Annotated in this window: 1 protein-coding gene; it reads left to right on the forward strand. The window is 57.7% G+C overall.

Features of this window, described 5'->3' with window-relative positions; genetic code table 11:
- The first annotated feature begins 51 nt into the window (after positions 1–51).
- On the forward strand, positions 52–14,664 hold the full coding sequence (locus MYB54_RS16450; RefSeq protein ID WP_248721065.1) for an Ig-like domain-containing protein: 14,613 nt from the start codon (positions 52–54) through the stop codon (positions 14,662–14,664).
- The last annotated feature ends 334 nt before the right edge of the window (positions 14,665–14,998 follow it).

The following is a 14,998-nucleotide window of genomic DNA, read 5'->3' on the forward strand; positions in this document are numbered from 1 at the left end:
CGCCGTGAGAGGTATTAAGACAATGGTTGCAGATAAGCAAGAGGCTATTTCATGTCAGATATGAATGTTATTGCGGGAAATGCAAATATCCTGTCGCGTCATAGTGGTCAGTTCATCAACGCCGTTCCTCAGGGAACAACGAATATCGAATTGCTTGAAAGCAGCACCGTCAGAATCTTTGGCACACCCGACGTGGTGTCTCGCTATGAGCGTGTTGGCAACGATCTTATCTTGCACATGAAAGACGGTACCACCGTCCGCTATGAAAGCTTCTTTACTCTGGATGCCGCCGGTTATCACAGCGAGCTGGTTTTTGACGATGGCACCCGACTCATCCACGCACAGTTCTCCGGCGCAGCCGCGGCAGAAGGCGCCGCACTCGCGGCGGAAGCCGTTGCCCTTACGCCAGAATACACCGCGCTGGGCGATATGACGTCATTACTGATTGGTAGCACAACCACCAGCACGTTATCTGCAACCACACTGGGCAGCATTCTGGGTGCGGTCGCCGTCGGCGGAGCTGCTGTCGCTGGGGTCGCCGTCGCGGTTGCGTCATCAAGCAATGACAACAGCTCCACACCGCCACCGCAAGAACCCTTAACCGTCGATGCCTTTGCCGGAAATAACGGGCTAAACCGTACGGAAATCGGCCAGCCCCATGTCCTCAGCGGGAAAACAACCGGCGTCAATGCAGGGCAAACCGTCACTATCACGCTGAACGGCGTGGTTTACACTACCACCATTGCCGCCGACGGCAGTTGGCGCTTTACGCTGCCAGCCGATGCATTTACCGGGCTGCAAGACGGCGTTTATGCATTGAAAGTGAGCGTACCGGGTGCAAACGGCGTCATCCATGAGAAAACTATCGATCTCACCATTGATACCCTGCCGCCGAATTTAACCGTTGATAAATTCACGGGCGATAACTACCTCACCGTCGGAGAGCTGGCAAACGGCCAGATCCTCAACGGAACCGGTGAAGTCGGCCGAAACGTCAGCATCACGCTTAATGGAAAAACATATACCACGACCATTAACGCCGCCGGTACCTGGACCCTGACCGTACCTGCCGCAGACCTTCGCGCACTGAGTGAAGGCGAGCACGCGATGTCATTTACGATCAGTGATAGCGCCGGTAATACCACCGTGGTCAACCGCACCATTATTGTCGATACCACACCGCCAGAGCTGTCCCTGTCACCGTTTACCGGCAACAACCTGATCACCGCCGACGAACTGCAATCCTCACAGTTTGTCTCCGGTACGGCTTCCCTGTCGGATGTCGGCCAGACCGTGACGGTGACACTCAACGGCATCACCTATACCACCACCGTAGAGAGCGACGGCGCCTGGAGCGTGTTCATTCCTTCTGGTGATATTCAGGCGCTGACTAACGGCACCTACAATCTGGTGGCGTCATTAACGGATAAAGCGGGCAACACCACCACACTACCGCCACAAATCATCACGGTGGACACCAACGCCGAAGCGGTCAACATCAGCATCATCTCATTTGATAATCGCCTGAATGCTGTGGAAGCCGGGCAGCCGCTAACGATTGATGGCACAACGGCCAACGTTGCCGCAGGCCAAACCGTCACAGTGACATTGAACGGGAAACCCTACACCACCACCACGGGAGCAGACGGCAAATGGTCTTTGGACATCCCCAGCGCCGACCTGCTTTTGCTGTCAGACGGCAGTAATACCCTTACCGCCAGCGTACAGGGAATCAGTGGTGATACCGTCACCGTCGACCGCACGCTGGATGTACATATCAACACGCTCCCTTCCATTACGCTGACACCGCCTTTCGCCGACGGCGTATTAAATGGCGCCGAAGCCGCGCAGGATCAGGTCATCCGCGGGGAAACGGGGATTAGCGGCAGGGGTCAGACTGTCAGCCTGACGATTGGCGGGAATTACGTTACCGGAACGGTGGATGCCAACGGGAACTGGACGGTTACGATCCCTAAAGACGTGCTGCAAAGCCTGCCCTCGGACAATATCAGCGTGCTGGAGATCGTCGTCCGCGATATCGCAGGCAACGAAACCATCGTAACGCAAAATATCACCGTGGATACGACGCCGCCGACGCTCACCGTCTCCGCGATTGCTCAGGATGACGTCCTCAATGGCGCAGAACTGGCCGTCAATCAGGTGGTCAGCGGGACAGCCTCGCTCAGCGAAGCCGGTCGCACGGTCACTGTGACGCTGAATGACAAACCCTACACCACCACCGTTGGCAGCGACGGAAACTGGAGCGTTACGCTGCCAACGGCCGATCTGGTCGCTATCGCAGACGGTACCCAGAACCTGACCATTACGCTGACCGATGCCGCAGGCAACACCACAACGGTTACCCGACCGCTGACCATTGACAGCGGTGCGACCACCGCGCCAACCATTACCATCAATAATTTCGCGGACGATAACGTCATTGATGGCGCAGAAGCAAAAGTCAGCCAGCAGTTGAGCGGGACCACCACCAACGTTGAGGCGGGACAGGTTGTCACCATCAGCCTGAATGGGAAAACCTATCTTGCTACCGTGCAATCCGGCGGCATCTGGAGCATCAACGTTTCAACCGCAGATATCGCCCTGCTGGCGGACGGTGCGCACAGCATTAGCGTTAACGTGAGTAACAAAGCGGGCAACGCCGCGAGCGGAAGCCAGAATATCAACGTCGATAAGTCTGGCGACAGCATCGCCATCAACATTATCGCCAGCGATAACCTGTTAAGCCGGGCAGAATCCCTGCAACCGCTGGCGATCAGCGGGAATACCGCCAATGTCCCAACGGGGCAGACGGTGACCGTGACGCTGAACGGGAAAAATTACACCACCACCGTTGCCGCGGACGGCAGTTGGACGCTGCAAATCCCCAGTGCCGACCTCCAGCTTCTGTCAGATGGCAATGCCACCGTCACCGCCAGCGTGAATGTGGCGGGAAGCGGTGCCGTAACGGACAGTCACACGCTCGGCGTTCACATTCACACCCTGCCGCAACCGACGATTGATACCCCGTTTGGCAACGGTTCACTGAACGGTGCAGAGGCGCTGGTCAGCCAGACGATTACTGGCCACACCGGCATCAGCGGTGCGGGTCAGACCGTCATCTTGTCCCTCGGCGGGAAATCTTATACGGGAACGGTTGATACGGCAGGTAACTGGAAAGTCACCGTCCCTGCGGCCGATCTCCAGCAGTTGCCGGAAGGTAACAATACCCTGTTGGTAACCGCACAGGATGCCGCAGGCAATCAGGCTAGCCAGACGTTTATCAGCCCGACCGACTTTACCGCCCCTACCCTGACTATCGGCACCATTGCCGGCGATGACACCATCAATCTGGTCGAATCGCAAAGCAACCAGACCGTCAACGGCACCGCCTCAATCAGCGAAGCGGGTCGTACTGTCGTTATCACCTTCGATGGACAGTTCTATACCGGGGTTGTTGGCACCGATGGCAACTGGAGTATCAACTTACCTACGGCCGCCCTACGCAGTATGGCCGATGGCAGCTACAAACTGTCCGCGTCGCTGAGCGATGCCGCCGGGAATACCGTCAGCGTTGAGAAATCCATTACACTCAGCGCAGATCCGGCATTCCAGCCGACGATCTTCGTTAATGCCTTCGTCAATGAGAATAACGTCATCACCGCGGCCGATCTCAAAGTCAGCCAGTGGCTGACGGGTACCAGCGCGAACGTGGAAACCGGTCAGGTTGCGACCATTCTGCTCAACAACAAGTTCTACTTCGCCGCCATCAAGAGCGGTGGCAACTGGAGCGTAGAAATCCCCGCCGCCGACATGGCGCAGCTCTCTGAGGGCACCGTGTCCATCAGTGCGCAGGTCGCGGATCTGGCTGGAAACGAGGGCAGTCATGAGAACTGGTCCAATGTTGATATGGATAATGACAGTATCTCCATCAGCATTGTCGCGATTGATAACCAGATCAACCGTCTGGAAGCCTCACAGCCGCTGATCATTTCAGGTTCGACGGTCAACGTGACTCTGGGAGAAAGCGTCACCGTCACGCTCAATGGCAAAACCTATATTGGTACGATTGCCGCAAACAGGAGCTGGAGCGTCACAATCGAGAGCAGCGATATACTCGCCTTGCCGGATGGCACCGCGACCATTACCGCCAGCGTCGCCAACCCCGGTGATGTCCCTGTCACCGCCAGCCGCAATATTGATATCCATATTAACAACCTGCCACAGCCAACGATTGACCAGCCTTTCGGTGACGGCATACTGAATATCGTCGAATCGGCCAGCGGGCAGAACCTGACTGGGAAAACCGGGATTACCGGGGCGGGCCAAAGCGTCATCATCACGTTGAACGGCAAAACCTATACGGCAACCGTGGATAATCAGGGGAACTGGAGTGCTGCGCTTCCCGCCGCCGACCTGCAATCCCTCCCATCCGGCGTACAGACCATCCATGTAGAAGCAACTGACATTGCTGGCAACAGCATAGAGAGCATGAGAGATATTACCGTCGATACGGTTCGCCCTCTTCTGACGCTGAAACCACTGACCAACGACGGCATCATCAACGCTACCGAAAGCCTGAACGATCAGACGATTTCAGGCAATGCGCTACAGTCAGAAGCTGGGCGCACGGTGATTGTCACGATCAACAATAAAAATTATCAGGCGCAGATTCAGGCTGACGGCAGTTGGAGCACTACCGTTCCCGCCGCCGATCTTCAGGCGCTGGCTGACGGCAATTACACAGTGACAGCAACATTGACCGGCGCATCAGGCAACAGCACCGACGTCACAGGGGCATTAACGCTGGATGCCAGTCCGGCCAATCTGCCTCTGCTCACCGTCAACGCCATCGCGCTCAATAACATCATCGACGGAGGCGAAATCAACGTCGCACAAATCATCAGCGGCGGCAGCCTGAATGTCGAGGCGGGGCAGCGCGTTACCGTGACGCTCGGCGATAATACCTACACCGCAACGGTTGACAGCAACGGCCAATGGCGCGTCAGCGTACCGTCTGTCGATCTCCTTCATCTGGCACAAGGCACGCATACCGTCACGATCGGCGTCAACGACGTCAGCGGTAACCCGGCAACACTCAGCCAGACGATTACGGTGAATACCTCCCTGAGCGGTATCGCCATCGATACCGTCGCGGGCGATGACAAACTGAACCAAGCCGAAGCGGCACAAGATCTGACCATCAACGGCAGTAGTCAGAACGTGACGGCGGGCACCACCGTCACAATTATGCTGAACGGGAAAAGCTACGATGGGGTGGTTCAGCCGAATGGCACCTGGAGCATTACCGTTTCTGCGGCGGACGTCAGCGCATTAGCCGATGGTACGTCAACCCTCACCGTCACCACGGTAGACAGTACAGGGAATGTGTTAAGCGGCAGCCGTACCATCGAGGTATTCACTCACAGTAGCCCGGCGCTGACGCTGAACACACCGTTCAGCGACGGCATCCTCAATGCCGCAGAAGCGGGCGTGACTCAGACGCTCAGCGGCACAACCGGTATCGCCTCACCAGGGCAAACCGTCACCGCCACACTCGGCGGCGTGACGTACACAGGGCTCGTCGATACGGCAGGTAACTGGACGATTTCTCTGCCTGCGAATGGCCTGCAAAATCTGCCGAATGGCACCACCGCATTGCAGGTGAGCGTCAGCGACGCAGCCGGAAACAGCAGCACCCTAACCAGTAACGTTACCGTGGCGCGTACACCGCCTACCTTAACGGCGGGCAACTTTGCTACTGACAACATTCTGAACAGCACCGAGGTACAAAGCAGTCAGTTACTCACTGGCACCGCCTCACCGTCCAGCGCGGGGCAAACGGTCACCACCACGCTGAATGGCAAAACCTACAGCGGCACCATCGGCAGTGACGGCACCTGGAGCATCACCATTCCGTCAGCCGATCTGAGCAACCTGTCCGATGGCAATTACAGCGTCGTGACACGCCTGACCGATGCCGCAGGCAATACCACGACCACAACGCAAACCATTGTCGTCGATGCCAGTCCGCTCAACGCACCGGTCGTCACCATTGGTACGTTCGCCGGCAACAACATTATTGACGGGGCAGAAGCTCGGGTCAGCCAGGTGCTCAGCGGCACCAGTAAAAACGTTGAGCAAGGCCAGACGGTAACGATTAGCTTCAATGGCAAACCGTATACCGCACAGGTTCTGTCGAATGGAAGCTGGAGCACCACGATTTCAGATGCCGACATGGCACTGCTGGTTAACGGCAGCCAGACGATTACCGTCAGCGTGAGTGATGTCTCTGGCAATACCGCGACATCCAGCAGCACCGTCACGGTTAACACTAACGCGAGCGGGCTGTCTATTGCGCCAATCACCGGGGATAACCAGCTAAACGTGCTGGAAGCGGCAAACGGCATTACGATTAACGGCGGTGCCGTCAACGTGGCACCGGGCACGGATGTCAACGTCATCCTCAACGGGAAAACCTACACCGTACAGGTGCAGCCAGACGGCACCTGGAGCGCCACCATTCAACCTGGCGATCTGCAAGTGTTGGGAGATGGCGTCATCACGGTTAACGTCACGGCGGTCGATCAGGCGGGTAATGCCCTGTCGGGGACGCAGCAGTTGGGCGTCAGCATCCACAATCCACCGGTGGCATCGCTGCATATGCCATTCAGCAACGGTTACCTGAATCTCAGCGACGCTCAGGCCGGACAAACACTCTACGGCACAACGGGCCTGCGTGGTGCCGGGCAAACCGTCAGCGTCACCATTGGCACCACGGTCTATTCCGGCACGGTGGACAGTAGTGGCAACTGGAGCCTGCAACTGCCACCGTCCGCTCTGACGGGATTGCCAGATGGCCTCCTCGACATTTCTGTGACCGTCAGCGATGCGGCAGGCAATACCTCCACCGTTCAGGGCGGCGCATTGGTTGACTTGACCCCACCGGTGCTGACCATCAATCCGATTGGCATTGACGATATCATCAACATTGAGGAAAGCCTTCTGCCACTGGAGATCAGCGGTACGTCGCCCATCAACGACAGCGGCCGTCCTATCATTGTTAATGTCACTATCAACGGGCAGATCTATCAGGGGCTGGCACAGGCCGATGGCACCTGGAGCGTCACCGTGCCTGCTGGCGACCTGCAAAATATGCCGAACGGCATCACGGCAATCACCGCCAGCTTGACCGATGCTGCCGGCAACACCGGCACGGTAAGCCATTCGATTACGCTGGATACCGATCCGGCCAAAGCACCGACTCTGACGATCGCCACGCTGTCGACCGATGACTACCTCAATCTGGCCGAATCGGGCCAGCCGTTGACCATCAGCGGTAGCAGCCAGAATGTGGAACAGGGCCAGCAAGTGACTATCACACTCAACGGTGGAATTTATTTCGCCACCGTGGGTGCGGATGGCAGTTGGAGCGTACAGGTCCCTGCAACAGATGTCGGCAACCTCCCTGATGGCAAGCAGACCGTGAATGCCAGCGTAACAGACGTGAGCGGCAACCCCGGTTCAGCAACACATAGCATTACCGTCATCACCGATGCGACTAACCTGCCAGCCATCACCATCGCTCCCCTGTCCGGCAACGATGTCGTCAGCGCGCAGGATACGCAATCCGACTTGCTCATTTCTGGTTCAACGACGAATGTTCAGGTGGGACAGCGCGTCACGGTGACGTTGAATAGCAAAACGTATCTGGCGACCGTTGGCGCTGACGGTAGCTGGAGCACCACCGTTCCCGCCAGCGATGTGCAAAATCTGCCGCAGGGCAGCCAGAATGTGACCGCGGCAGTAAACGACATCGCACAGAACCCAGCTACGGCAACCCACCCGTTTACAGTCGATACTGTCCCACCGCTGCTGTCTATCGATATGCTGGTTGACACCAGCGACATCGGTTTGGCTGATGCGCTGGCTGGGCTTCCGTTAAGCGGCAAGGCCGAAGCAAACCTTCTGGTTACGGTCAAGGTCGGTACAGCAGTATATAGCGTTGTCGCCGATAACAACGGCGTCTGGCAAATCGCCATTGCAGCGAACGACCTGCTGGCGCTGGGCGACGGCGTGAAAACCCTTGAGGCCAGCGTGACCGACGGCGCCGGAAATGCCAGCGCCACCAGCATTAATATCACATTAAAAACGCAATCGCTCCCGACGCTGACGCTGGATACGCTCTATGACAACAACGTCCTGACTGTCGCGGAGCTGGCGACGGCAACGACGATTGGCGGCAGTTACACCAATCTGCCTGTCGGGACAACCATTCAGGTCACGATAGGGACTTACACCACGACGGGCGTGACGCTCGCGGGCGGCTTGTGGAGCGCCACGATTCCGGCCAATGCGCTAAGCATTCTGGCAGATGGCAACATGCAGGTCAGTGCGACGGTCACAGACAGTGCAGGCAATACCGGCAGTGCGAGCGGCGCATTGGATGTCGTCATCAACACCAATTTCGCCGTCAGTATCGCCACCCCGTTTGTTGATGGCGTGCTCAATCAGACAGAAAGCACGGTCGATCAACTCCTGACGGGCACGACGGGGTTCATCGATCCAGGCCAGAGCGTGTCGGTTTCGGTAACCAACGGTACGATCACCTCCACCTACAACGCGACCGTAGCGGCAAACGGCCAGTGGAGTGTGACGCTGCCCGCAGCCGATCTCGCTGCACTGGGTGATGGGACACACACCATCAACGTGACCGCCACGGACCATGCAGGCAATACCGGTTCAGGCAGCGGAACCTTCACCAGCGTCATTGTGGGCGTTCCCGTTGCGTCGCTGGATACCCCCTTCGGCGATGGTAAACTGAGTCTGGCCGATGCGCAGCCGGGCGTGACGCTCTCCGGGCAAACAGGACTCACCAGCAACGTGGGGCAAACCGTGTCGGTCAGCATTAACGGCACAAGCCTCCCCGCGACGGTGAATGCCGACGGCAGTTGGTCATTATCGTTGGGTCGCCAGGCACTGATCGACCTGCCGGATGGCACGGTGAATTTCACCGTCATCGTGACCGATTCTGCGGGCAACACCAGCACCACAACAGCCACAGCAAGCGTGCTGACCACCACCCTGCCTGCAGCCACATTGGATCTGCCGTTTGGCGACGGCATCCTGAACGCCACTGAAATTCAGGCCATCCAGACATTAACCGGTAAAACCGGTATTACCAGCACGGGTCAGGAAGTCATCGTAACGGTGACCAATAAAACCACGCTGGCAGAAACCACCTTTACCGCCGTCGCTGACGGGTTGGGCGGCTGGTCCAGAGATCTGAGCCCTGCCGATTTGGCCATCTTCACCGAAGGCAACTACAGCATTAGCGTCAAGGTCACCGACTGGGTCGGCAATACCAGCACCAGCGCCTCGCTCGATGTGAGTTCGGCGCAAACGCTGCCAGCCCCGCTTATCGACGTGGTCCCGTTTGGTCTCGATAATATTCTGAGCAGCGCCGAAGCTGCCTCTGCACTCACTTTCTCTGGCCGCACGCAGATTGGCGGCAACGGGCAAAGCGTTAAACTGGAGATCGACCTCAACGGCATCCGCTACACCGCGACGGTAGACAGCGCTGGCAACTGGTCGGTGACGCTGCCGCCGAATGCGTTGAACTCACTGGCCGACGGTTCACATACCATCACGGTGACGGCCGTCGATGCAGCTGGCAACGTGGGCTCCGCACCGATTTCCTTTACCAGCGATCTCACCCCACCGGCCATTACGCTGAATACGCCGTTTGACGATGGTTATCTGAATATTGTCGAAGCTGGCACACTGGCGGGCAGAACATTAAGCGGTAACGCCGGTGATGCGGTAAGCGTAAATGTCACACTTGGCGGGCAGCCGCTTGTCGTACAGCTTAGCGGAGGTATATGGACCGCAACGCTTACCCCAACCCAGCTTTCCCAGCTTGCTGACGGCACCCACACTATCAGCATTACGGCAACGGATAGCCTGGGCAACAGCGCTACGTTGAATTCTCAGGCAATCCTTGCCGTGCAAGCGGCCCCCACCGTCACCATTACCACTTTTGCGGGTCTGGACGGTCTTAATTATACCGAAAGCCGCGCCACGCAGGCAGTCAGTGGGACATCAACCGGGCTGGAGGTTGGGCAAAACGTCACCGTCAGGCTGAATGGCGTCGACTACACCACGAAAGTGCTTACTGGTGGTACGTGGAGCGTTAATATTCCGCCTTCTGCATTGCAGGTTTTACCCAATACGTCGCACACGCTTTCCGTCAGTGCCCAGGATAAAGCGGGGAACCCAACTGACCCATCCAGCGTTAACTTTAACGTCAACCTGACACCGCCTCCAACGGTGATGACCATTAACCCGATCTCGACCGACAACATCATCAACGCCGTCGAGATCGGCGGCAGTATCACGATTTCCGGTCGATCGATCGGGCCAGCTTCCGCGATGACTAACATACTCGTTTCGGTCAACGGGGTAGCACTTCAGCCTGATCCCATCACCGATATCAACGGTAACTGGAGTACCACTATTGCAGCCCTGCCTACCTTTGCCGGTCAGGGGCCGATCAGCGTAACGGCGACATCAAATGACGCGACCCTGACCACGATCGTCACCGTGGACACCGTCGCGCCCGACTTGAATATTGTCGCTCTGGCTACGAACAATGTGCTCAATGCCACGGAAATGACGACGGAACAGGCGATTACCGGTACCGCCTCAGTCGCAGATGCCGGGCAAATCGTCTCGATTAGCCTGAATGGGAAAACCTACAACGCGCAGGTTTCTGTGACAGGAAACTGGAGTGTCAATGTGCCGGCCGCCGATCTGGCGTTGCTCGCGGATGGCAGCCACACCATCACGGCGACCCTCACCGATAAAGCGGGCAATACCACAACGGATACGCAGGTCGTTACCGTTGATACCGACATCCCGCTGCTCAGCGTCACGCTGTTCGATAACAATATCCTGACGCTGGCTGAAGCACTGGCTGGCGCAGCGATTACCGGCAGAGGAGAAGTGGGGGCCACAGTAACCTTAACCGCAGGACCGCTGACGGGCACCACCACTGTAGGCCTTGACGGCAACTGGAGTATTCCAATCCTGTCCGCCGATCTGCAAAGCCTGACAGACGGGGCACAGGTCATCGGCGTCACGCTGACGGATACCGCCGGCAACACTGCGCATTTTGATGCCACGCTGGACGTCGCACTGAACCAAACGCTCGGCGCAGGCATTAATGATATCTTCGGTAACGACGGCATCCTCAATCTGGCCGAATCACTGGTCACACAGGTCATCAGCGGTAACGCAACCGGCAACTATCTCGGCGCGAAAGTCGTCATTAACGGACTCGGTGCAGCACTGGAAGGCACCGTCGGCGCTAATGGTGCCTGGAGTATTTCGATTCCGGCCGATCGATTCAGTTTGCTGAGCAACGGACTGCTGCAAGTAAGTGTGGATATTGTCGATTCACACGGCAACGTGAAGAATCAACTGGTCGATATTGACGTGTTGAAATCGCTGCCGGTCATTAACTCCGTCGTGGCCTTCACGGATGGCGCGCTGAATGCGGCGGACGTCGTAACCAGCCAGATTATCAGCGGCGTGGTCAGTAATGTGAATATCGCCGCGGGTGCAACGGTCGCCGTGACGCTGGGCACCAAAATTTACACCGGGATTACCGTCGGTGCAGGCGGGGCATGGAGCTTATCCGTCCCTGCCCTCGACTTGCAGGCTCTACAGGACGGAACGCTGTCGCTGGGCGTCGCGGTCACCGATCACGCGGGCAACACAGCCAGCCAGATAGTCAACGTCCCGACGGTCATCAAGAACTTGCCGAGTATTACGTTGAATCCAGTCTTTGGCGATAGCGTGCTGAATCTGGCCGATCTGCTGGTCAATCAAACCCTCAGCGGCACGGCTACGGGTCTGGCAGGCGGAACCATTACGCTTAGCATTGCGGGTTCACAAGTCGCTACCGCTACTGTCGGCACGGATGGTAAATGGAGTGCCGCTGTCACCCCGAGCGTACTGGGTACGCTGCAAGGTCTGGGCAACGGCGATTTCACCGTGACGGCTACCGCGACAGATAGCGTCGGCAATAGCGCCAGCGGCACTGCCGGCATCAAATTTGATTTCGCCCAGCCGGTGATTACGCTGAACCCGGTATTTGGCGGCGATGGCTTCATCAACGCGGCAGAAGCGCTGGTGGCGCAAACCATCAGTGGCGTGGTGACCAATGCCAGCGCCGGATCGCAGGTTTCAGTTACCCTTGGCGGCAAAACCTTCCTGTCTACGGTCGGGGCGGGTGGCGCGTTTAGTCTGACGCTGCAACCGTCCGATCTCAGCACGCTGCTCGATGGCAACACCACGCTGAATGTGTCGGTCACGAATACGTCCGGCAATATCGGCACGGTCAATAACGCTATCAATATTATTGCCAAAACCCTGCCGACAATTAGCCTTGGCTCACTGTTTGGCGGTGATGGCTTCCTCAATGCCGCAGAAGCCGCGCTGACGCAGACGATTAGCGGCACCACCACTAACGCCGTCGCGGGATCGTCCGTCGTAATTCGCATCGGCACCCTGACGCTGAACGCCACCGTCGGCAGTGACGGCACCTGGAGCACCAGCGTTACGCCACTGCAACTGTCTGGCCTGACGAACGGTAACCTCACCGTCAGTGCGACGGTAACCGACCCGGCAGGCAACAGCACGGGCGTCAGCACCGGCCTCAACATCGCCATCTTGCCACCGACAATCACGCTCAATCCGTTGTTCAACAACGGTGTACTAGATCTTCCTAGTCTGTTGAGTACGCAGCTCATCGGCGGGACCACGGCCAATGTGCCAGCGGGTACCGCGATCAACGTCACGCTGGGCAGTAAAACCTACACCACAACGGTCGGTGCAAACGGCAGTTGGAGCCTGCCGGTCCCTAGCCTCGACCTGAAAGCCCTTGCGGATGGCGTCACTAACGTCGGCGTTCGTCTGGTCGATGCAGCAGGTAACGTCGGCACGCAAACCGGTACTGTAAGCGTGGCGATTAACGGCCAGCCGACGCTGACCATCAATCCGCTCTTTGGCGGTGACGGCCTGCTCAATGCGGTCGAAGCGGCGGCAGGTCAGGTCATCAGCGGAACCAGTACCAATGCGATAGGTTCCACGATCCAGATCTCACTGGGTACCAAGACCTACTCTGCCGTGGTGCAAAGCAACGGTAGCTGGTCCGTCAGCCTGCCTTCACTCGATCTCAACAATCTGACTGACGGCACGCTTTCCCTCAATGCCTCTCTGACCAACGCGGCAGGAAAAAGTACCAGCGCAGGAGCGTCAATCGGCGTGGGCGTTCACACGCTGCCAACGGTCAGCCTCGGCTCCCTGTTTGGTGGGGACGGTTACCTGAATCTGGCCGAAGCGGGCATAAACCAGATCATCAGCGGAACCACAACCAATGCGGCAGGCGGTAGCGTCACGCTAACCGTGGGCGGGCTCGTGCTTAACGCCGCGGTCGCCAGCAACGGCACCTGGAGCATCAGCGTACCGAGCGCTAACCTGCTCAACATCGCCGATGGCAATTTGTCCGTCGGTGTCAAAGTTACCGACCGCTATGGCAACACCAACAACACCAGCAGCAACGTGATCGTGAAAACGCACCAGTTGCCGCAGTTGGGCATTGATGCAGTGGGATCGCTGATTGGCAACACCGTTGGCCTGCTGGCAAACGGCATCACCGTCAGCGGAACATCACGCTACGTACAGCAAGGTGCCAAAGTGACCGTCACGCTGCTCGGCCAGACGCTACAGGGTACCGTCGGTGCCGATGGCAAGTGGAGCGCGCATTTCACCAGTTCACTGCTGGGGATCAACGTCCTGAACGTTGGCGCAATTTTGACGGCGCTGCTGGGTACGGCGGTTGAAGCCTCCGTCACCGATCAGGCGGGTAACTTCACCGGCGTATCCGCCGGATTAACCTCCGGTATCTCTCTCGGGTTACCGCTAATGAGCATGATGGCGCTGGACGTTGACGATAGTAGCCTCGCGCAGGTGGCCTCGCTGTCCAGTGAACCGCTCGACACCGGGGAAAGCACGGATGTGCAGCCTCTTAATGTCAGCTCGAAAATGGCGGCGGCTGCGCTCAGCGAGACGAACACCATCGACAATAGCGCCAGCACCGAAGTGGAAGACAGCGTTTATGCCATCGGCGGTGTTGTCATCAATCTTGCCGACGGCAGTGTGCAAACGGGCGAGGATGTCGAAGGGGGTGAAGGCGACGATCTCATTACGCTCTCAACGCTCGATTTTACCCAGATCGATGGCGGCAACGGCATTGATACGCTGGTTCTGGATGGCTCCGATCTCAATCTGGACCTTACCGCGCTGGGGCTGAAAATCGACAACGTGGAGGTCTTCGATTTAGGCCAAAACGGTACCAACAGCATCACGCTGGATCTCGACCGCGCTCTGAATGTCACCGACCGCCCAGAAGACGATTTACTGATCGTCGGGGGAGAAGGCAATCAGGTGAACCTGATTCCGGGCGAAGGCGTCTGGAGCACGGTAGGACAGCGCGATATTGATGGTCAGCGTTTCGACGTCTACCACCATTCATCGCTGGATAGCGCCAACAACCTGGGAGATGTACTGGTACAGCAAGGCCTGCTCGTCAATATGGTGTAACGACAGTCCTCTTATGATGAGGTTTTACTGTTACCCGGCGTAAAAAATTATGCTGAGGAGATAGCAGGTTTAGGATGAGCCGCATGGACGCGGCGAAAGCTTGCGCCACGTCTGGAACGTGTCGCAAGCGGTCCGTTAAACCTGATACCTACGAAGGAACCGCGCCAGCGGCATAATTTCCGCCAAAAGCCTGGGGTCTCGGGGCGAGCGGCGTTTGAGCCGTCCCGAGTCGGGCGCGTGCTACGAGATAGCATAAAAAAGCGCCATTATCGCGCACGAAATGGCCTCAGCAGCGGCATAGATACGTGTCCAAGAGACGGTACGAAACTGCCTC

The organism is Pectobacterium nicotianae (assembly GCF_023272715.1).
Classification (GTDB): domain Bacteria; phylum Pseudomonadota; class Gammaproteobacteria; order Enterobacterales; family Enterobacteriaceae; genus Pectobacterium; species Pectobacterium brasiliense.

Excerpts from the sequence above, each read along its gene's own strand:
- MYB54_RS16450 (WP_248721065.1), top strand. The coding sequence starts at position 52 with ATGTCAGATATGAATGTTATTGCGGGAAATGCAAATATCCTGTCGCGT.